This is a genomic window from Bradyrhizobium rifense, assembly GCF_008123425.1.
Taxonomy (GTDB): Bacteria; Pseudomonadota; Alphaproteobacteria; order Rhizobiales; family Xanthobacteraceae; genus Bradyrhizobium; species Bradyrhizobium rifense.
This window is the reverse complement of sequence record NZ_VSSS01000067.1, coordinates 183,972-203,813: the sequence shown is the minus strand read 5'-3', so window position 1 is coordinate 203,813 and position 19,842 is coordinate 183,972. Positions and strand designations below refer to the sequence as shown.

General features: G+C 63.3%; 16 protein-coding genes. 8 read left to right on the top strand and 8 right to left on the bottom strand.

Going from position 1 to position 19,842, the window contains the following annotated elements; all coding sequences use genetic code 11:
* Positions 1-142 precede the first annotated feature (142 nt).
* Positions 143-1,840, bottom strand: a complete 1,698-nt coding sequence (locus FXB40_RS38755) for an alpha-amylase family protein (protein ID WP_148777528.1) — start codon at positions 1,838-1,840, stop codon at positions 143-145.
* Positions 1,841-1,968: 128 nt separating this feature from the next.
* Here FXB40_RS38755 and FXB40_RS38750 point away from each other — a divergent pair, with 128 nt between their 5' ends.
* Complete coding sequence (locus FXB40_RS38750; RefSeq protein WP_148777527.1) at positions 1,969-2,457, top strand: MmcB family DNA repair protein; 489 nt, start codon at positions 1,969-1,971, stop codon at positions 2,455-2,457.
* Positions 2,458-2,630: 173 nt separating this feature from the next.
* On the opposite strand, the gene FXB40_RS38745 is transcribed toward FXB40_RS38750, so the two are convergent.
* Together FXB40_RS38745 and FXB40_RS38740 are read right to left on the bottom strand one after the other, a co-directional pair.
* Positions 2,631-3,185 (bottom strand): ActR/PrrA/RegA family redox response regulator transcription factor, encoded by a 555-nt coding sequence (locus FXB40_RS38745; RefSeq protein WP_148777526.1) that lies wholly within the window; start codon positions 3,183-3,185, stop codon positions 2,631-2,633.
* A 102-nt stretch (positions 3,186-3,287) separates the two neighbouring features.
* Positions 3,288-4,598 (bottom strand): ActS/PrrB/RegB family redox-sensitive histidine kinase, encoded by a 1,311-nt coding sequence (locus FXB40_RS38740; protein WP_148777525.1) that lies wholly within the window; start codon positions 4,596-4,598, stop codon positions 3,288-3,290.
* A 157-nt stretch (positions 4,599-4,755) separates the two neighbouring features.
* Here FXB40_RS38740 and FXB40_RS38735 point away from each other — a divergent pair, with 157 nt between their 5' ends.
* The 4 genes from FXB40_RS38735 to FXB40_RS38720 all read left to right on the top strand — a co-directional run bounded on the left by FXB40_RS38735 (position 4,756) and on the right by FXB40_RS38720 (position 8,884).
* The gene (locus FXB40_RS38735; RefSeq protein WP_187437441.1) at positions 4,756-5,562 is read left to right on the top strand and encodes an ABC transporter ATP-binding protein; all 807 of its coding nucleotides are present in this window, start codon (positions 4,756-4,758) and stop codon (positions 5,560-5,562) included.
* The gene (locus FXB40_RS38730) at positions 5,559-6,377 is read left to right on the top strand and encodes an ABC transporter permease (RefSeq protein ID WP_148777524.1); all 819 of its coding nucleotides are present in this window, start codon (positions 5,559-5,561) and stop codon (positions 6,375-6,377) included. Before FXB40_RS38735 ends, FXB40_RS38730 begins: the two co-directional genes overlap by 4 nt.
* Before the next feature lie 121 nt (positions 6,378-6,498).
* Entirely contained in the window at positions 6,499-7,827 is a 1,329-nt protein-coding gene (locus tag FXB40_RS38725) for a polyhydroxyalkanoate depolymerase (RefSeq protein ID WP_148777523.1), read from the top strand.
* A gap of 217 nt (positions 7,828-8,044) precedes the next feature.
* A complete protein-coding gene (locus FXB40_RS38720) occupies positions 8,045-8,884 on the top strand; it encodes a M48 family metallopeptidase (RefSeq protein WP_148777522.1) in 840 nt (279 codons plus the stop codon).
* Positions 8,885-9,084: 200 nt separating this feature from the next.
* On the opposite strand, the gene FXB40_RS38715 is transcribed toward FXB40_RS38720, so the two are convergent.
* Positions 9,085-11,316, bottom strand: coding sequence for a transglycosylase domain-containing protein (locus FXB40_RS38715; RefSeq protein WP_148777521.1), 2,232 nt, complete (start codon positions 11,314-11,316; stop codon positions 9,085-9,087).
* Positions 11,317-11,485: 169 nt separating this feature from the next.
* On the opposite strand from FXB40_RS38715, the gene FXB40_RS38710 reads away from it, so the two are divergent.
* The gene (locus tag FXB40_RS38710) at positions 11,486-11,911 is read left to right on the top strand and encodes a DUF1330 domain-containing protein (protein ID WP_148777520.1); all 426 of its coding nucleotides are present in this window, start codon (positions 11,486-11,488) and stop codon (positions 11,909-11,911) included.
* Between the two features lie 229 nt (positions 11,912-12,140).
* On the opposite strand, the gene FXB40_RS38705 is transcribed toward FXB40_RS38710, so the two are convergent.
* The 3 genes from FXB40_RS38705 to FXB40_RS38695 form a co-directional block, all read right to left on the bottom strand.
* Complete coding sequence (locus FXB40_RS38705; RefSeq protein WP_187437440.1) at positions 12,141-13,367, bottom strand: ABC transporter substrate-binding protein; 1,227 nt, start codon at positions 13,365-13,367, stop codon at positions 12,141-12,143.
* Between the two features lie 160 nt (positions 13,368-13,527).
* On the bottom strand, positions 13,528-14,754 hold the full coding sequence (locus FXB40_RS38700; protein WP_148777518.1) for an ABC transporter substrate-binding protein: 1,227 nt from the start codon (positions 14,752-14,754) through the stop codon (positions 13,528-13,530).
* Positions 14,755-14,902: 148 nt separating this feature from the next.
* Complete coding sequence (locus tag FXB40_RS38695) at positions 14,903-15,259, bottom strand: DUF1304 domain-containing protein (RefSeq protein WP_430648179.1); 357 nt, start codon at positions 15,257-15,259, stop codon at positions 14,903-14,905.
* Positions 15,260-15,354: 95 nt separating this feature from the next.
* Between FXB40_RS38695 and FXB40_RS38690 the strand changes: the two genes are divergently transcribed.
* The gene (locus FXB40_RS38690; protein WP_148777517.1) at positions 15,355-15,885 is read left to right on the top strand and encodes a methylated-DNA--[protein]-cysteine S-methyltransferase; all 531 of its coding nucleotides are present in this window, start codon (positions 15,355-15,357) and stop codon (positions 15,883-15,885) included.
* 7 nt (positions 15,886-15,892) lie between these two features.
* Here the strand turns inward: FXB40_RS38690 and FXB40_RS38685 are convergent, their stop codons facing one another.
* Positions 15,893-18,682, bottom strand: a complete 2,790-nt coding sequence (locus FXB40_RS38685; protein WP_148777516.1) for a [protein-PII] uridylyltransferase — start codon at positions 18,680-18,682, stop codon at positions 15,893-15,895.
* 188 nt (positions 18,683-18,870) lie between these two features.
* Here FXB40_RS38685 and FXB40_RS38680 point away from each other — a divergent pair, with 188 nt between their 5' ends.
* Positions 18,871-19,842: an aliphatic sulfonate ABC transporter substrate-binding protein gene (locus FXB40_RS38680; RefSeq protein WP_187437438.1), complete on the top strand. Its 972-nt coding sequence runs from the start codon at positions 18,871-18,873 to the stop codon at positions 19,840-19,842.

The following is a 19,842-nucleotide window of genomic DNA, read 5'->3' as shown; positions in this document are numbered from 1 at the left end:
GAACGGCGCTCTCTCCTCGTCATTGCGAGGAGCCCTTGCAGCGAAGCAATCCAGACTGCCGCCGCGGAAAGATTCTGGATTGCTTCGCTGCGCTCGCAATGACGACCGTGGAAACAACGGAGCAAACTACGGCATCTCGACATCACCCCGGATGCTTGTTGCCTGCTGCATTTTCGTCGATATCACTGCGCTTCAGCAGATAATCCAGCCCGCCAACCCGGTACCAGCGATACCCATACGGCTCCAGCACGATGCGATGCTGGCCGCGCTTGTCGGCGTGGCTGTGGTCCTCCGCGAGCAGGTTGATCAGGTGCTCGCCGGCATCGCCGGGCAGCCCCACCGAGAACGCCGTCTCGCGCGGCTTCTCATCGAGGTTATGCACGAACAGCACCGAATTGTTGCGCCAATCATAACGCAGGATGAACACGGCGGGATCGCGCGTTGCGATGATGGCGAAATCGCCCCAGCCGATCTCGGGCACTTCCTTGCGCATGCGGACGATGCGCTCGGTCCAGTTCAGCATCGAGTTGGGATCGCGCCGCTGTTTGGCGACGTTGACGTGCTGGTAGCCGTAAGGCCCTTTGTCGATGACGGGGTTCGCCGGCTTGTCGCTTTTGGTAAAACCGCCCTGCGGCTCGGTCGACCATTGCATCGGCGTGCGCGCGCAATTGCGCTCCGGCAGCGAGAGATCATCGCCCATCGCGATCTCGTCGCCGTAGCGGATCACGGGCGTTCCCGGCAGCGTGCACATCAGGCTGTAGGCGAGCTCGAGCCGCCTGCGGTCGCCACCCAGCATCGGCGCAAGCCGGCGACGAATGCCGCGATCGTAGAGCTGCATGTCCTTGTCGGGGCCGAACGCTCCGAACACGGTGTCGCGCTGCGCCTTGGTCAGCCGTCCCAGATCGAGTTCGTCATGATTGCGCAGGAACAGGCCCCATTGCGCCGAGGCCGGCCGCGGTTTTGTTGCTTTCAGCGCCTTGGCCAGCGGCCGCGAGTCGCCGGAAGCGAGCGCATAGAAGAGGTGCTGGTTGACGTGAAAATTGAACATCATGTGCATGCGGTCGGCATCGTCGCCGAAATATTCCATGTCCGTTTCCGGCAGCACATTTGCTTCAGCCAGGATGATGGCGTCGCCCTCGCGCCACTGCAGGAATTCCCGGAAGGTGCGCAGCATGTCGTATTGTTCGACCGGCTTTTTCACCTTCGCGCCCTTGGTCGCGATGATGAAGGGCACGGCGTCCATGCGGAAACCGGAGACGCCGAGCTGGATCCAGAAGCCCATGATCTTCAGGATCTCCGCCTGCACATGCGGATTCGAGGTGTTGAGATCGGGCTGGAAATCATAGAAGCGGTGGAAATAATACGCGCCGGCCTCCTTGTCGCGGGTCCAGGTCGACTTCTGCACGCCGGGAAACACCATGCCCTTGTTGGCATTGGCCGGCTTCTTGTCCGACCAGACGTACCAGTCGCGATAGGGCGAGTTCTTGTCGCGCCGCGCCTCCTTGAACCAGTGATGCTGGTCGGAGGTGTGGTTGACCACGAGGTCGATGATGATCCGGATGCCGCGCTGCTTGCAGCCATGGGCGAATTCGACGAAATCGCCGAGCGTGCCGTAGCGGGAATCGACGCTGTAATAGTCGGCGACGTCGTAACCGTCATCGCGGCCCGGTGAGGTCTGGAACGGCATCAGCCAGATCGTGGTGATGCCGAGACCGTGCAGGTAATCGAGCCGCCGCAACAGCCCCTTGAAGTCGCCGATGCCGTCGCCGTTGGCGTCCATATAGGTGCCGACGGAGAGGCAATAGATGATGGCGTTCTTGTACCAGAGATCGTCGATCATATCGGGACAGCCCTATCCGGTCCGCCCGCGACCGTCGGCGGCTGCGTGATAAGTGCGAGGGGGAGGGGAGGTTCCCGCGTCGCGCGCCCCGGAATGACGGGCGCGGAGGAATCGGCTAATCTCCCCCCATGGAAAATCCCGCCCGCATCGCCCTTGTTCCGCCGCCGGACCGTCGTCAATCCGAGACGGCGCTCGCGATCGCGCGCGGCACGGCGCGGCTCTTACGCTCGCTCGGCTTTTCCTGCATCAGCGAATTGCCGCTGCCGTCGGGCCGGCGCGCCGATCTTGTCGCGCTGAACGAGCGTGGCGAGATCTGGATCGTCGAGATCAAATCGTCGGTGGAGGATCTGCGCGCTGATCAGAAATGGCACGAATACCGCGCCCATTGCGACCGGCTGTTCTTTGCATTCACGCAGGATCTGCCGTGCGAGATTTTCCCCGAAGGCACCGGCCTGATCATCGCGGACGCCTATGGCGCGCACATGCATTGCGAGGCGCCGGAGCACAAGATCGCGGCCGCCACGCGCAAGCAGATGACGGTGCGGTTTGGCATGGCGGCGGCGTTGCGGATCAACCGGCTGGTCGATCCGCAAGGGCACGCGGATTTTTGGGAGTAGCGGCAGGCGGAACTAGCGACCCGTCATCCTGAGGTGCGAGGCTTGCGATGCGTTCGCATCGCAAGTGGAGCCTCGAAGGATGCACGGCCCCGATGCAGCCGGGCCGTCGCCCTTCGAGGCTCGCCGAAGAGGCGAGCACCTCAGGGTGACGGAGAGAGTTGTGATTGCCGGAATTACCTTGGCGCGCGCTTGGCCAGAATCCGCTGCAGCGTACGGCGGTGCATGTTCAGCCGCCGCGCCGTTTCCGAGACGTTGCGGTTGCACATCTCGTAGATGCGCTGGATGTGTTCCCAGCGCACGCGGTCGGCCGACATCGGGTTCGCCGGCAGCTCGGATTTGTCCGTGCTGGTCGAGAGCAGCGCGGCGACGACGTCGTCGGCATCCGCGGGCTTCGAGAGATAATCGATCGCGCCCATCTTCACGGCGGTGACGGCGGTGGCGATGTTGCCATAGCCGGTCAGCACGATGGCGCGGGCTTCGGGGCGCTTCTTCTTCAGCGCGGAGACGACGTCGAGACCGTTGCCATCGCCGAGGCGAAGATCGACCACGGCGAAGGCCGGCGCGGACTTGCCGATCTGCGCGAGACCATCGGAGACCGTGTCACACGACGTCACCGCAAAGCCGCGTGTCTCCATGGCGCGCGACAGGCGCTCCAGGAACGGCTTGTCGTCCTCCACGATGAGAAGCGAGCGGTCGGTCTGTTCGTTCAGTTCAACGATGGCGTTCAAGGTTTTGTCCTCTCTCTGCACATCTACATATGGCGTCGCAATCAGGCGGTGCCAAGGCCGCCAATAGTCGATCGGGCCTCATGTGCGACGCAAGGTCGCGCCCTATCCTATTGTTTCTTCTAGGCTCTCGATAGTCTCAAAACGCTCCTTCGGCCACGCGATCTGTACCACTGCACCGTGTTCCGGAAAGGTCCGATTGGTAAACGAGACCTTGGCGCCGGTGCGTTCGAGCAGCGTGCGGGCGATGAACACGCCGAGTCCGAGGCCGCCGCCGGCATCCTGGGTGCGCCGCCGCGACAGGTAAGGCTCGCCGATCCGTTTCATGAGATCGGGCGGAATGCCCGGGCCGTCGTCGGAGATCACGATCTCGATGGTCTCATTGTTCCACCACGCGTTGACCTCGACCGTCGAGTTGGCGAAATCGACAGCGTTCTCGATGATGTTGCCGACGCCATAGAGGACTGCCGGATTGCGCGATCCGACCGGCTCGGCCGCGGCGGCGATCGCGATCCGCACCTTGATGTCGACGCCGAAATCGCGGTGCGGTGCCACCACTTCTTCGATCAGCTCCGACAGCTTCATGCGGTCGAACGGCGCGCCGGTGGAGGAGAGCTGGGTGATCTTGCTCAAGATGTCGCGGCAGCGTTGCGTCTGCTCGCGCAGCGTCTTCAGATCCGCCGCGAAGACCGGATCCGTCACGGTTTTTTCCAGCTCGCGCGAGATCAGGAAGATGGTGGCAAGCGGCGTGCCGAGCTCGTGCGCGGCGGCCGCGGCCAGGCCGTCGAGCTGGGTCAGATGCTGCTCGCGCGTCAGCACCAGCTCGGTCGCGGCCAACGCGTCGGCAAGCTTGCGTGCCTCCTCGGTCACCTGGAACGAGTAGAGGCTGGTGACGCCGATCGCCAGCACGATCGAAAGCCAGACGCCGAGCAGATAGATCGGCGGCAGCACCACGGGATCTTCGGAGTCCCATGGCAGCGGGAAATGAAAGAAGAACAGGACCGAGGCACACGCCACGGCCAGTACACCGATAGCGAAAGTCAGCCGGGCCGGCAGCGCGGTGGCAGAAATCAGGACAGGTGCGAGAAACAGGAACGAGAACGGGTTCTGCAATCCGCCGGTGAAGAACAACAGCCCCGCCAGTTCCACGATGTTCAGCGCCAGCAGCCCGGCCGCGTGAAGCGGCTCCAGCCGCTGCATCGGGTTGGCCACGGTTTGCAGAGCCAGGTTGAGCGCCGCCGACAGGCCGATGATGCTGACACAGGGGACAATGGCGACATCGAACTCCAGCCCCTGCGCCACGATGAAGATCGCGGCGAGCTGGCCCAGCACGGCGAGCCAGCGCAGCCGCAGGATGGTGTCCAGGCGGATGTGTCGTTGCGACGGGCGGAAGTCGGAGGCGGCGGTCTCGGTCATGACAGGCCAATCTAGCGGTGCGCGTGTCGGATCACAAACACGCTGGCCCACTGATTCCAACGAGTTACAAGCCTTGGACCTACAAGCCCTGGACCCACAAGCCTTGGCGTTACAAGTCTTGCACTCCACCGCGCAATGGCGGAAGAACGCCCTTAGCATGACTGAGAACTCCAAGGCTTCAAGTCGGCCGACTGTCGCGGACAGCACTTTGTCCGCGGCCATCGAGGTCGATCGCCTCGTCAAGCTCTACAAGCAGACCCGTGCGGTTGACGGCATCTCCTTTACGCTTCCCCGCGGCAGCATCACCGGGCTGCTCGGCGGCAACGGCGCCGGCAAGACCACCACCATCGCGATGATCATGGGCCTGGTGCTGCCGACCTCCGGCCGTGTGCAGGTGCTCGGGCATCGGATGCCCGAGGAGAGCGCGGCCGTGCTCGGGCGGATGAACTTCGAAAGCCCCTATGTCGACATGCCGATGCGGCTCACGGTGCGACAGAACCTCACCATTTTCGGCAAGCTCTACGCAGTCAAAAATCTCGCCGACCGCATCGCAAAACTGGCCGAGGATCTCGATCTCAACGACTTCATCGACCGCGCCAACGGAAAGCTATCCGCCGGGCAGAAGACCCGCGTCGCGCTGGCGAAGGCGCTGATCAACGAGCCCGAGCTGTTGCTGCTGGATGAGCCGACCGCCTCGCTCGACCCTGATACGGCCGACTGGGTGCGGGCGCATCTGGAGCGCTATCGCAAGGACAACAACGCCACCATCCTGCTGGCGTCACACAACATGCTCGAGGTGGAGCGGCTGTGCGACCGCGTCATCATCATGAAGCGCGGCCGCGTCGAGGACGACGACACGCCCGACGCCATCATGGCCCGCTACAACCGCACCACGCTGGAGGAGGTATTTCTGGACGTCGCGCGCGGGCGGACCAATGGAGCCAGAGAGGACGCGGCGCGATGAGCGAGCTTTCCCTCCACCGCGGCATCTCCGTCCAGCGTATCGGCGCGATGATCCTGCGCTACTGGTATCTCCTGATGTCGTCCTGGCCGCGGCTGCTCGAGCTGCTGTACTGGCCGGCACTGCAGATCATCACCTGGGGCTTTCTTCAGCTCTACATCGCGCAGAACGCCAATTTCTTTGCGCGCGCCGGCGGCACGCTGATCGGCGCTGTCATTCTTTGGGACATCCTGTTCCGCGGCCAGCTCGGCTTCTCCATCTCCTTCCTGGAGGAAATGTGGGCGCGCAATCTCGGCAACCTCATGATGAGCCCGCTGAAGCCGATCGAGTTTCTGCTCTCGCTGATGGCGATGAGCCTGATCCGGCTGGCGATCGGCGTGATCCCGATGACGCTGCTCGCGATCGCGTTCTTTCACTTCAATGTCTACAGCCTCGGCCTGCCGCTGATCGCCTTCTTCTGCAATCTGATCTTCACCAGCTGGTCGGTCGGCATCTTCGTCTCGGGCCTGGTGTTGCGGAACGGGCTCGGCGCCGAGAGCATCGTCTGGACGTTGATGTTCGCGATCATGCCGCTCGCCTGCATCTACTATCCCGTCAGCGTGCTGCCCGGCTGGCTGCAATATGTCGCCTGGTCTTTGCCGCCGACCTACGTGTTCGAGGGGATGCGGGCGCTGCTGATCGAGCAAACCTTCAGAACCGATCTGATGCTGGACGCGTTAGCCATCAATGCGGTGCTTCTTGCTGCTTCTTTTTGGGCATTCCTTGCCCTTTTGCGCAGCGCCCGAAAGCACGGCTCGCTGCTCGCGGGCGGCGAATAACGTCACTTTCCCGTGGATTTCGGCTGGTTTAACCCCTTCGGATACGTACATGTACGGAAGCATGCATTGACGCAATATTACGCATTCGGCAGTATGCTGCGATGCGAAGAGGAATTTGATCATGCCGATTGGTGAGTTTGGCGGCGTACCGCTCCAGGCGAATGAAGGCAGTCCGGTCCTGACGACGCCGATGTACTGGATGTACGAGATGGCGCAGGCCTCTCTCAATCCGGCCCGCGCCGTCACCGATGCGACCAAGCTGCTGTTTCAGAACCCGCTGAATCCCTGGGCGCGCACCGAGGTTGGCAAGTCTGTCGCCGCGGCCTGCGAATTGTTCGAGCGCACCACGCGCCGTTACGGCAAGCCGGAATGGGGTCTCAACGACACCGAGGTCAACGGCATCCGCGTCCCCGTCGAGGTCCGCTCCGTCTGGGAAAAGCCGTTCTGCAAGCTGCTCTACTTCGATCGCAAGTTCGCCCGTCCGCTGCGCAGCCCGCAGCCGCGCGTGCTGATCGTGGCGCCGATGTCCGGGCATTACGCGACGCTGCTGCGCGGCACGGTCGAGGCCTTCCTGCCGGCGCATGAGGTCTACATCACCGATTGGGCCGATGCCCGCATGGTGCCCTTGAGCGAAGGCCGCTTCGATCTCGACGATTACATCGATTACGTCATCGAGATGCTGCATGTGCTGGGCGGCAACACCCATGTGCTGGCGGTGTGCCAGCCCTCCGTGCCCGTCGTCGCCGCCGTCTCGATCATGGAAGCGGGCCGCGATCCCTTCGTGCCGACCTCGATGACGCTGATGGGCGGCCCGATCGACACCCGTCGCAATCCGACCGGGGTGAACCAGCTTGCGCAGGAGCGCGGCATCGACTGGTTCCGCAACACCGTCATCACCAAGGTGCCGTTCCCGCATCCGGGCATGATGCGCGACGTTTATCCGGGTTTCCTGCAGCTCAACGGGTTCATCAGCATGAACCTCGACCGCCACATGGACGCTCACAAGCGCCTGTTCGCCAATCTGGTGAAGGGTGACGGCGACCTCGTCGACAAGCATCGCGACTTCTATGACGAATATCTCGCGGTGATGGACCTGTCGGCCGAGTATTATCTGCAGACGGTCGACACCGTGTTCGTGAAGCATTCGCTGCCAAAGGGCGAGATGATGCATCGTGGAACTCGCGTCGATCCTTCCAAGGTGACGCGCGTTGCGTTGATGACGGTCGAAGGCGAGAACGACGACATCTCAGGTCTCGGTCAGACCGAAGCAACGCATACATTATGTAGTGCAATCCCCGATCATCGCCGCGTTCATTACGTCCAGAAGGGCGTTGGACATTACGGCGTGTTCAACGGCTCGCGCTTCAAGTCGGAAATCGTGCCGCGCATCCATGATTTCATGGTCTCGGCTGCGACTCCGAGCTCGTTGCAGGCGCTTGCGGCTGAATAAGCGCCGTTTTCGGCTTTCCCGTCGAAAAATCACGCCCTGCCGGAGGCTCCGGGAGAGCCTGAGTCCTGCCAGATTCGAGGTATTTAGGTAGTCTTATAGGAGTGAGTCATCCCTCACCTCTTGGGGGTGTCGCATGCGTCCAGCGGGGGCGAAAAAAGCGGGTTCCAACCCCAGTCTGTAGGGTCTCCCGGACGCCAGACCCCTGTATATTGGGCAAATGATTTGTTTTTGCGCCGAGCGCTTTCCCTGGCGGCGGTTATGGCAGAATCCGGGCGAACTCTTGCTCCCCGGACTGACAGACATGGCCACTCGCGCGCTCCTCTATCGTCGGCCCCACGAACCAAAGACCCTCGTCATCAGCCATGGATCGCAATTCTTTGCGATTCGGCTGCGCAGGCACCGTCGAGCGCGCCGTTACACGCTCAGAATTCATCCGAGCGACCGCGAAGCAATCCTCACGATCCCGCCGCGCGGCACGCTCGCTGAAGCAAAAGACTTCGCGCAGCGTCACGGTGCGTGGATCGCGGCGCGTCTTGGTCGTTTGCCGAAAGCTGCACCGTTCCAGCCTGGCACAGTGATACCGCTCCGCGGCGTTCCCCATCGCATCGTGCATCGCGCCGGCACGCGCGGCACGGTGTGGACCGAAATTCGCGACAGCGGTGAACGCATTCTCTGCGCCGCCGGCGGCCTCGAGCATGTCGATCGGCGCGTCAGCGACTTCCTCAAGCGCGAGGCGCGCCACGATCTGCAGCGTTCGGCGCAGACCCACGCCGTCGAGCTCGGCGTCAAGGTGAAGCGGCTCTCGATCCGCGATCAGTCCAGCCGCTGGGGCTCCTGCACCTCGGCCGGCTCGCTGTCGTTCTCCTGGCGCCTGATCCTCGCGCCGCCCTACGTGCTCGACTACCTCGCCGCGCATGAAGTCGCCCATCTTGTCGAGATGAACCACTCGGCCCGCTTCTGGCGCGTCTGCGGCAAGATCTGTCCGTCAATGGAGCGCGCCAAGAAGTGGCTCGACACCTACGGCAACGATCTGCACCGGTACGGGGTCGAGGATTAGGGCGCGCAGCTAGCGTCTTGGAAGGTGTCATCGCCCGCCTTGTGCGCACTTGCGCACTGGAGCGGGCGATCGCGTTTTTGCGCCGTCGCATCAAGGCCTTCGACCAATCCACCGTGCATCACGCCGCAACACGCCGGCTACTGTGCATGGGGTTGTTTTCGCGATTTTTATTCTGAGGCCTCCAAGGCCTCAGCTCGCAGCTACCGATTTCCGCCAAACAGCCGGTCCATCAGCCAGCCATCAAGCCCCGCGGCTGCTTCCGGCCGCACATTGGCGCGCGTCGGCGGCGGGGCGCGATAGCCGCCATTGCTGACCGGCGCCGGTGCGGGTCCAAGTCCAGCTCCTGGCGCCGCCGCTTGTGTCGGCGGCGACACCTGCGATGAGATCTGCACGAGGTTCGCCGGCCCCCAATTGTTTTGCAGGTTCGGCAGGGCGGCCACCTGCACGCCCTCGTGCGCGGTGCGCATGAAGCGGGTCCAGACTTCCACCGGCAGCCCGCCGCCGGTCGCCTTCTTGGTCGGCGAGTTGTCGTCATTGCCGAGCCAGACGCCGGTGACGAGGTTCGACGTGTAGCCGATGAACCAGGCGTCGCGATAATCCTGGCTGGTGCCGGTCTTGCCGGCCGCCTGCCAGCCGGGGATCTCGGCCTTCTTGGCGGTGCCTGAGATCAGCGTCTCCCGCATCATCGTGTTCATCATGCCGACATAGCGCGGCTCGATCACCTGGTTGTGCTCGTCGGGCTGGCGCATGTAGAGCAGCTTGCCGTCGAGCGTTTTGATCCGCGTCACCACATGCGGCGCGGCGGCAAAGCCGCCATTGGCGAACGGTGCATAGGCGCCGACGAGTTCGACGACGGACACTTCGGACGTGCCCAGCGCGATCGAGGCGTTGGGCTCGAGCTTCGAGGAGATGCCGAGCCGGTGCGCGGTGCGCACCACGTTCTTCGGCCCGACCTCGAGGCCGAGACGGATGGCGACGCTGTTGAGCGACATCGCCAGCGCCTGCGTCAGCGTCACCGCGCCGAAATATTCATGGGTGTAGTTCTCGGGCTTCCAGCCCTTGACCTCGATCGGCGCGTCCTGGCGAACGGTATCGGGCGTCAGGCCCTGCTCCATCGCCGTCAGATAGACGAACGGCTTGAACGACGAGCCCGGCTGGCGCTTCGCGGTGACCGCGCGGTTGTACTGGCTGTCGGAGTAGTTCCGGCCGCCCACCATGGCGCGCACCGCGCCGTCGGGCGTCATCGCCACCAGCGCGCCCTGGCTGACATTGAACTTCACGCTCTTGGCCGCGAGCTCATCGATGACGGCGGTCTCCGCCACGGCCTGGAGTTTCGGATCGATCGTGGTCTCGACCTTGATGCTGTCGTCGATCTGGCCGACGAGATCGTCCAGCACCTCGCCGATCCAGTCGGCGACGTAGTTCACGGTGCCGGCGCCGACCGGCTTCACATTGTAGGAGGGGTGGCCAATCGAAGCCTGGGCCTGCGCCTCGGTGATGAAATTTGCATCCGCCATCGCCGCGAGCACGATTTTCGCGCGCGCTTCCGCGCCTTCGGGATTGCGGTTCGGCGCCAGCCGCGACGGCGATTTGACCAGGCCGGCCAGCATCGCGGCTTCCGCCACGTTCACGCTCTTCGCCGGCTTGCCGAAATATTTTTGCGCGGCGGCTTCGACGCCGTAGGCGCCGGAGCCGAAATAGACGCGGTTGAGATAGAGCTCCAGGATCTCGTTCTTGGAATGCTTGCGCTCGAGCCAGATCGCGAGCTCCGCCTCCTGCAGCTTGCGCGCCATGGTGCGTTCCTGGGTCAGGAACAGGTTTTTGGCGAGCTGCTGCGTCAGCGTCGAGCCGCCCTGCGATACGCCGCGATGAAGCACGTTGGTGACGAGCGCGCGCAGGATGCCGATGGGGTCGATGCCGAAATGCGAATAGAAGCGGCGGTCTTCGATGGCGATGAAGGCCTTGGGCAGAAAAGGAGGCAGGTCCTTCAGCGACACGTTGGCGCCGGCCATCTCGCCGCGCTGCGCCAGCAGGCTGCCGTCCATGCCGACGATCTGGATCGTCGGCGGTCGCTTGGGAATCTCCAGCGACTGGATCGGCGGCAGATGGGCGCCAACCCAGATCACGACGCCGATCACGGCGATCACACCCCACAGGCTCAACACGGCGCCCCAATAGACGAGGCGGCCGAGGCCGGCGCTGAAGGACGATTTAGACCGGCGCTTGGCGCCGCTGCTTTTGGCCTGCGCCTTCCGCTCGCGCGGCGGCTCGTCGTCGGATGGTTCGGCTTTGCGCTTGCCGGCGGATTTCTTCGGCTTGTCGTCGCCGCCGCCGGGAATGCGGTCGGCCGCCGTCAGGCGCAGATCGGCGAGCGCCGCGGGCAAGCCGAACAACGGCTCCTTCCGCCCACCCTTTTTCTTTCCCGACCCCATACGCAAACGCCCGGTCATCCCGCCCCGCCGCACGCTAGCGGTCGGGGTTTAAGGCCCGGTTACCCCGACGTTAACGCGTGATTAGGAGGTGCGGCATTCCCAGGTCGCAGTTCCGCTCATTCCGCGGCAGGGCTAGGATCGCGGCCATAAAGAAGAGGGAACCCCGCGCATGGGCCACATCGATCCGACCAAGGACATCTTCGCGCAATTCCGGGACAACGACCGTCCCGGCCCGATCCACATGCTCAACCTGGTGCGGCTGCGCAAAGAGGCGGCGTATCCCGACGGACGGAAAGCGTCCGGCGCGGAAGCCTATGCGGCCTATGGTCGCGAAAGCGGCCCGGTGTTCGAACGCCTCGGCGGCCGCATCGTCTGGCAGGGCAGGTTCGAGCTGATGCTGATCGGTCCGCAAGAGGAGCGCTGGGATCATTGCTTCATCGCCGAATACCCCAGCGTCGCCGCCTTCGTCGAGATGATCCGCGACCCCGTCTATCGCGAGGCGGTCAAGCACCGCCAGGCGGGGGTGGAGGACTCGCGGTTGATCCGGCACGCGGTGCTGCCGGTGGGGAAGAACTTTGGGGAGATACCAACGTAGACGCTACTCGAAGCGATGATCTCTGCCCCGTCATCCTGAGGTGCGAGCCCTTGCGAGCCTCGAAGGATGCAGGGCCCGGATGCTTCCGCGCGGCGACCAGTCGGGCCGTCGCCCTTCGAGGGCCGCCGAAGGCGGCGGCCACCTCAGGGTGATGGTGATGTATTAGATCAAGCTCAAAGAAGTCGGCGGCCCAGAGGCCGCCGATCGCATTCCAGAATTCAAGCAGCGTCTAACCCGCCGGACCCGCATCCTCCAGGATCGGGCCGAACAACTCCCAGCGCTCGCCGTTGAACTTCATCATCTGAAGCTGCTTGTTGACGCGGTAGTCGGCCGCGGAGGTGTTGGCCTTGATGCCGGGCAGCGCGACGTCGCTCGCAACGTCCTTCAGCGAAGCCGCCTGCTTCATGACGTTCTCCCGCGTCAGGTCGTCGCCACACTGCTTCAGGACATGGACCAGGAGCTGGGCGGTGCCATAACCATAGGTGTTGAAGTTCGAATCCTTGTCGCCATCCGGATAGTACTTGGCCATGAAGTCGAAATACCTCTTCAGACCGGCATCGTCCTTCCAGGTCGGATCCAGCGGCTCCTTGCCGTAGTTGACGCTGATCAGGTCCTTGGCGGCATCGAGGCCCGCGGGCTTCAGCACCGCGCCGACCGAGGTGGCGTTGATGTCGACGATCTGGACCGGATGCCAGCCCATCTCGGCGATCTTCTTGATCGCCTGCGCGGCCTGCTTCGGCGTCGTCGCGCTGAAGAACAGGTCTGCACCGGCATCCTTGATCTTGAGGATCTGCGAATCGACTGTGGGATCGGAGACTTCGTAGGACGCTTCGGTCACGATCATCTTGGCGGCCTTGTCGCCGAGGCCGGCCTTGATGCCGTTCAGATAGTCCTTGCCGAGGTCGTCATTCTGATAGAGCACGCCGATCTTCGCGTTCGGATGCTCCTTCAGAATGTACTGGCCGTAGATGCGGCCCTCGACGAAGTAATTCGGATTGTATCCCATGGTCCACGGGAAGTTCTTCGGGTCGGTGAACCGCGAGGCGCCGGTGGCCGCGAACAGCTGCGGCACTTTCTTGGAATTGAGATATTTCTGGACGGCCGCGTTCACGGGCGTGCCGATGATCTGGAAGGTCAGCAGCACCTCGTCGCTCTCGACGAGCTTGCGGATCTGCTCCACGGCTTTCGGCGGCGAATAGGCGTCGTCGTACTGGATCAGATTGATCTTGCGGCCATTGATGCCGCCCTGGTCGTTGATCATCTTGAAATAGGCGGCCTGCGTCTTGCCGATCGACGAATAGGCCGACGCCGGTCCCGAAAACGGCATGGTCTGTCCGACCTTGATCTCGGTGTCGCTGGCGCCCGGATCATATTTCTTCTGGGCATTGGCCGCAGAGATCGACAGCGCCAGGGTCAGCGCCGTTGCCGCGGCCAGATGCAGAATTCCATTCCTCATTCGCAATTTCCTCAGTTTGTTATTGCAGATGGTCTGCCGGACGCACTGCGCGTCCGGCGCCATCGCTGAGGGCGAGTGTGGCGGAGTGGTTGTTGCAAGGCAAGGCGGGGAGGTGCTGGCCGTTCGTAGGGTGGGTTACATGACCCACCCTACACAATTGCTAGCCCGCCGGGCCGGAGTCCTCGATGATCGGTCCGAACAGCTCCCAGCGCTCGCCGTTGAACTTCATCATCTGCATCTGCTTGTTGACGCGGTAGTCGTTCGGCCCGGTGTTGATCTTGATGCCGGGCAGTGCGAAGCTCGGGGTGAAGTCCTTGATGTTGGCGACCTGCTTCATGATGTTCTCGCGCGAGAGGTCGTCGCCGCATTGCTTCAGCACCTGGACCAGCAGCTCCGCCACCGAATAGGCGTAGGTGTTGACGGTGTTGAGCTTGTCACCATCGGGGAAATACTTGTCCATGAAGGCGAAGAAGGCCTTCACGCCCGGATCGTCCTTCCACTGCGGATCACCTGGCTCCTTGCCATATTGGGTCGAGATGATGCCTTTGGAGATATCGAGGCCGGCCGGCTTGAGCGTCGCCGAGATCGGACTCGCATTGATGTCGACGATATGCACTGGCATCCAGCCGAGGTCGGCCAGCTTCTTGATCGCCTGCGCGGCGAATTTCGGCGTCGACGCGTCATAGAACAGGTCGGCCCCCATCGATTTCAGCTTCACCACCTGGGAGTCCACCGTCGGATCGGTCACCTCGTAGGACACCTCGCCGACGATCATGCTGGCGGCCTTGTCACCGAGACCGCTCTTCAGGCCGGCAAGATAGTCTCGGCCCATGTCGTCATTCTGGTAGAGCACGCCGATCTTGGCGTTCGGATGCTCCTTGAGAATGTACTTGGCGTAGATGCGTCCCTCGGAGATGTAGTTGGGATTGTAGGCAATGGTCCAGGGATAGTTCTGCGGATCGTTGAAGCGCGCAGCGCCAGTCGAGGCGAGGAGCTGCGGGATCTTCTTGCCGTTGAGATATTTCTGCACGGCGGCGTTTGCCGCGGTGCCGATGATCTGGAAGGTGAAGAGCACTTCGTCGCCTTCGACGAGCTTGCGGATCTGCTCGACGGTCTTCGGCGGCGAATAGGCGTCGTCATACTGGATCAGGTTGATCTTGCGGCCGTTGATGCCGCCCTGATCGTTGACCATCTTGAAGTAGGCCGCCTGGGTCTTGCCGATATTGGCGTAGACGGAATAGGCGCCGGAGAACGGCACGGTCTGGCCGATCTTGATCTCGGTGTCGCTCGCACCGGTGTCGTATTTCTTCTGGGCGAGGGCTTGGTTGGCGGAGAACGCGAAGGCGAGCGCCGCCGTGGCAGCTATGAAGGCTCTGCGATTGCTCATGTTGGGTTGTTCCTCCTGACGGAATTTTCCGGCTGACGGTCTTTTCCCGTTGGTTGCAACGGTCGCCATCGCTGCCGAAGAGTGTGGAGGAAGGCGAGGGGCCGCGCAAGGATCGCGGCGCTGCGCCGTAGCGTCTCAGGCGAAGGTCTTAGGCTAGGAACAAAGCGACCAGTGCGATTGCCGCCGGCAGCGCCTGCACGATCAGGATACGCGTGCTGACGGTCGCCGCGCCATAGGCGCCCGCGACGATCACGCAGAGCAGAAAGAACACCTTGATCTGGAACGCGAAGGCCGGGTTGCCGTGTATCAGACCCCAGATCAGGCCGGCGACGAGGAAGCCGTTATAGAGGCCCTGGTTGGCGGCCAGCACCTTCGTGATCTCGGCCTTTTCGGGCGTATTGCGGAAGACCTTCAGGCCCTGCGGCTTGTCCCAGAGGAACATCTCCAGGATCAGGAAGTAGGCGTGCAGTGCGGCGACAAGCGCCACCAGAATATTGGCGATCAGAATCAAGTTGAGCCCCCAAAGCGTCAGCTTTCGGGTGGACGTTAGCATGGCCGGCATGGCAAGTGCGACGTGTGTTTCGATGCAAAGGTGTCGCAATGGCCGCTCGATCAGCACCTCCGCCCGAAAGCTTTGGCCTCGATCGCCTGGCAACGCCGATCGGGATCGCGCTGCTCGTCACCGACGCCGAGGGTGCGCTGCGCGCGCTCGACTGGGACGATTACGAGCACCGCATGCGCGAGCTGCTGCGGCTGCATTACGGCGCGGTAGATTTGCGCGAGCGTTCCGCGCCGGCTGCGATGAAGGCCGCGCTGTCGGATTACTTCGCCGGTGATCTCGGACAGCTTTCAGCGATCGCCTGGCGCATCGCGGGCACGCCGTTTCAGCAAAAGGTCTGGACTGCGCTGGCAAAAATCCCCGCCGGCACCACGATGAGCTATGGCGCACTCGCCGCAAAGATCGAGATGCCCAAGGCCATTCGCGCCGTCGGCCACGCCAACGGCTCCAACCCGATCAGCGTGGTGTTGCCGTGCCATCGGCTGATCGGCGCCGATGGATCGCTGGTGAAATATGGCGGCGGCCTCGAGCGCAAGCGCTGGCTGCTCCGGCATGAGGGGGTGGAGGTTTAGGCCCTACTCACGCCGCTGGCTGAACCGCCTTGTCGCCGGCCATGACATGGGTCAGCGCGCTCTTGATCGCGGATTGCCGGGTCGGCGCGTTGATCTGCGCACCGAGCAGGTCGGTGACGTAGAACACGTCGCGGGCGCGTTCGCCGAAGGTCGCGACATGGGCCGAGGCGATGTTGAGATTGAGTTTCGAGATCGCGGTGGTCAGCTCGTAGAGCAGGCCGGGGCGGTCGAGACCGGAGACTTCGATCACGGTGTAGCGGTCGGACCACTGGTTGTTGATGGTCACTTCCGGCTCGATCACGAACGGCCGCGCCTTGCTGCGCACGGTGCGCCGCGCCACCACTTCGGGCAGGCGCAGCTTGCCTTCCAGCACGTCCTCGATCATCTCGCCGATGCGCGTGGCGCGGCGGCCCTCGTCCTCGTCGCGGTCGTATTCCCGGGAGATCGAGATCGTGTCCAGCGCGCGGCCGTCGGTCGTGGTGTAGATTTGGGCGTCGACGATGTTGGCGCCGGCGGAAGCACAGGCGCCGGCAATGATCGACAGCAGCCAGGGATGGTCGGCGGCGAAGATGGTGAGCTCGGTGACGCCGCGCACCTCGTCGAAGCCGACATTGATCGCGAGCTTGTGGCCGGCCTGTTCGCTCGAACGCACGAAGCGGGCGTGGCGAATCTTGCGCGGCAGCTCGACCTTGAGCCAATAGGCCGGATAGTGCCGGCCGATATAGGCATCGAGCTCGTCCGCCGGCCATTCGGCGAAGGCGTACCGGAATTCGGCGTAGGCGGCCGTGAGGCGCTTGCCGCGGTCGACCTCCGAGAAGCCGCCGGTCAGCACCGGTTCGGTCTCGTAATAAAGCGAGCGCAGCAGCTGCGCCTTCCAACCGTTCCACACGCCCGGACCGACGCCGCGGATGTCGGCGGTGGTCAGGATCGTGAGCAGCTTCATCTGCTCGACCGATTGCACCACTGCGGCGAAATTCTCGATGGTCTTGCGGTCGGAGAGATCGCGCGACTGCGCGACGGTGGACATCGTGAGATGCTCCTCGATCAGCCAGGCCACGAGCTCGGTGTCGGCTGCGCTGAAGCCGAGCCGTGGGCAGAGCCGCCGCGCGACCTTGGCGCCCGCGATCGAATGATCCTCGGGCCGTCCCTTGGCGATGTCGTGCAGCAGCGTCGTGATGTAGATCACCGAGCGGTGCTCAGGCCGGATCTTGCGCATCAGATCGCTGGCGACCGCAAATTCCTCGGCGCCGCCGCGCTCGATGTCCTGGAGGAAGCCGACGCAGCGGATCAGATGCTCGTCGACAGTGTAGTGATGATACATGTTGAACTGCATCATCGAGACGATCTTGCCGAAGGCGCGGATGAAATGGCCGAGCACGCCGGTCTCGTTCATTCGCCGCAGCACGATCTCGGCGTTGTCGGAGGTCAGGATCTCCATGAACAGCCGGTTGGCCTCGGGATTCTCGCGCATCTGCGCGTTGATCAGGCCGAGCGAGCGCGTCACGTCGCGCATCGCGTCCGGGTGGAAGGCGAGGTTGTTCTTCTGCGCCAGGCGGAAGATGCGGATCAGATTGACCGGATCGTGCTTGAAGACGTCGGGCGCGGCGACGTTGATGCGGTTGTTGTCGACGATGAAGTCGTCGCTGTCAGGGACGCGCCGCTTCACAGGCGTGGGGCGAAGCCGCGCCATCATCCGGCTCAGCACCGGTGCGGGCTTGGCCTGCTGGTCCTCGAGCTTGGCGCAGAGGATGGCGGTGAGGTTGCCGACTTCCTTGGCGACCAGGAAGTAGTGCTTCATGAAGCGCTCGACGTCCTGCATGCCGGGATGCGAGGTGTAGCCGAGCCGGATCGCGATCTCGCGCTGGAGGTCGAAGGACAGGCGCTCTTCGGCGCGCCCGGAGCAGAAATGCAGATTGCAGCGCACCGACCAGAGGAAATCGGCGCAGCGCCGGAAGCTGCGGTATTCCTGCGCGTCGAACACGCCGCGCTCGGCCAGCTCGTCGGTGTCGCGCACGCGATAGACGTATTTGGCGATCCAGAACAGCGTGTGCAGGTCGCGTAGCGCCCCCTTGCCGTCCTTGACGTTGGGCTCGACCAGATAGCGCGACTGTCCGCCGCGGCGATGCCGCTCCTCGCGCTCGGCGAGCTTTGCGGTGACGAATTCGGACGCGGTGCCCTGCACCACCTCCTTGTCGAAGCGTTCGACCAGCTCGTCATAGAGTGGCTGGTCGCCGGTGAGGAAGCGCGTCTCCAGGATCGCGGTGCGGATGGTCATGTCGCCGCGCGCCTGCCGGATCGATTCATCGACCGAGCGCGTGGCGTGGCCGACCTTCAGCCCCATGTCCCAGAGGCAATAGAGAATGGCTTCAGCGACCTGCTCGCCCCAGGCGGTCTGCTTGTAGGGCAGGATGAACAGGAGATCGATGTCGGATTCGGGGGCCATCAGGCCGCGGCCATAGCCGCCGGTCGCGACCACCGCCATGCGCTCCGCGCCGCTCGGGATCGGCGAGCGGTAGAGATGACGGGTCGCGGCCGAATAGAGGATGCGGATGATCTCATCCTGCACGTGGCACAGCCGCTCGGCGCAGCGGCGGCCGTGGCGGTCTTTCAGCAGGATTGCCTGCGCTGCGGCGCGCGCGGCGATCAGCTCGGCCTTGAGCAGTTGCGCGGTCGCGGTGCGGAACGTGTCCTCGCGGCCCTGATGCTTTTCGGCAAGCGCATCGACCGCGGCGGTGATCCGCGCGGTGTCGAAGCGATCATCCAGCTGTGGCTTGTGCTCGGTCGCAACGCTGTCCATGTCTCACCGGATATAAGAGGCGACAGGCGCTGTCACCCGCCATTCTCTGGCAATAGTCGTTCCATGCTGGAAAAGGCCGGCATCGAGCAAAATTGTTCTCAGGCCGCGCGCTTTCAAGGGTGGGATTTTCTCGTTGACCTCTAGATATAACTCATTGAAAAACAATGAAGTTTTGGAGGATTCTGGGCATGACCAACATAACACGACGTATTCTCTTGGCGGGAGCCGTTGCGTTCGCCATGACCCCCGCGGCACGGGCTGCTGATGCGCTCAAGGAAATCCGCATCGACTGGGCGACCTACAATCCGGTGTCGATGGTCCTGAAGCAGAAGGGGCTCCTGGAGAAGGAGTTCGCCAAGGACGGTATCACCATCACCTGGGTGCAGTCGGCCGGCTCCAACAAGGCGCTCGAATTCCTCAATGCCGGCTCGATCGATTTCGGCTCGACCGCGGGCTCTGCGGCGCTGGTCGCGCGCATTAACGGCAACCCGATCAAGTCGATCTATGTCTATTCGCGCCCCGAGTGGACGGCGCTGGTCACGGGCAAGGATTCCAAGATCGCGAGCGTTGCTGACCTCAAGGGCAAGCGCGTCGCGGTGACGCGCGGCACCGATCCGCACATCTTCCTGGTGCGCGCGCTGCTTGGCGCGGGTCTCACCGAAAAGGACATCACCCCGGTGCTGCTCCAGCACGCCGACGGCAAGACTGCGCTGATCCGCGGCGACGTCGATGCCTGGGCCGGTCTCGATCCGATGATGGCGCAGGCCGAGGTTGAGGAAGGCGCAAAGCTGTTCTATCGCAAGGCGGACGCCAACACCTGGGGCATCCTCAATGTGCGCGAGCAGTTCCTGAAGGACTATCCGGACGCCGCCCGCCGCGTGCTCGCGGTGTACGAGGAGGCGCGGAAATACTCGCTGGCGAATTACGATGATCTCAAGAAGACCTTTATCGCGGTCACAAAACTGCCCGACGCCGTCGTGGACAAGCAGCTCAAGGAGCGCACCGAGCTCACCCATAGCCGCATTGGCGCTTCCCAGCGCGAGTCGATCCTCGCCGCAGGCCTTGCCCTGCAACAGGCCGGCGTCGTCGACGCCAAGGTCGACGTGAAGGCGACACTGGATGCGTTGATCGACGATCAGGTCCCGCTACCGACGAATTGA

Excerpts from the sequence above, each read along its gene's own strand:
- FXB40_RS38705 (WP_187437440.1), bottom strand. The coding sequence starts at position 13,367 with ATGAGGAATGGAATTCTGCATCTGGCCGCGGCAACGGCGCTGACCCTG.
- FXB40_RS38755 (WP_148777528.1), bottom strand. The coding sequence starts at position 1,840 with ATGATCGACGATCTCTGGTACAAGAACGCCATCATCTATTGCCTCTCC.
- FXB40_RS38740 (WP_148777525.1), bottom strand. The coding sequence starts at position 4,598 with ATGACCGAGACCGCCGCCTCCGACTTCCGCCCGTCGCAACGACACATC.
- FXB40_RS38685 (WP_148777516.1), bottom strand. The coding sequence starts at position 18,682 with ATGGACAGCGTTGCGACCGAGCACAAGCCACAGCTGGATGATCGCTTC.
- FXB40_RS38720 (WP_148777522.1), top strand. The coding sequence starts at position 8,045 with ATGATTTGTTTTTGCGCCGAGCGCTTTCCCTGGCGGCGGTTATGGCAG.
- FXB40_RS38680 (WP_187437438.1), top strand. The coding sequence starts at position 18,871 with ATGACCAACATAACACGACGTATTCTCTTGGCGGGAGCCGTTGCGTTC.
- FXB40_RS38750 (WP_148777527.1), top strand. The coding sequence starts at position 1,969 with ATGGAAAATCCCGCCCGCATCGCCCTTGTTCCGCCGCCGGACCGTCGT.
- FXB40_RS38730 (WP_148777524.1), top strand. The coding sequence starts at position 5,559 with ATGAGCGAGCTTTCCCTCCACCGCGGCATCTCCGTCCAGCGTATCGGC.
- FXB40_RS38690 (WP_148777517.1), top strand. The coding sequence starts at position 15,355 with ATGGCCGCTCGATCAGCACCTCCGCCCGAAAGCTTTGGCCTCGATCGC.
- FXB40_RS38700 (WP_148777518.1), bottom strand. The coding sequence starts at position 14,754 with ATGAGCAATCGCAGAGCCTTCATAGCTGCCACGGCGGCGCTCGCCTTC.
- FXB40_RS38710 (WP_148777520.1), top strand. The coding sequence starts at position 11,486 with ATGGGCCACATCGATCCGACCAAGGACATCTTCGCGCAATTCCGGGAC.
- FXB40_RS38715 (WP_148777521.1), bottom strand. The coding sequence starts at position 11,316 with ATGGGGTCGGGAAAGAAAAAGGGTGGGCGGAAGGAGCCGTTGTTCGGC.
- FXB40_RS38735 (WP_187437441.1), top strand. The coding sequence starts at position 4,756 with ATGACTGAGAACTCCAAGGCTTCAAGTCGGCCGACTGTCGCGGACAGC.
- FXB40_RS38725 (WP_148777523.1), top strand. The coding sequence starts at position 6,499 with ATGCCGATTGGTGAGTTTGGCGGCGTACCGCTCCAGGCGAATGAAGGC.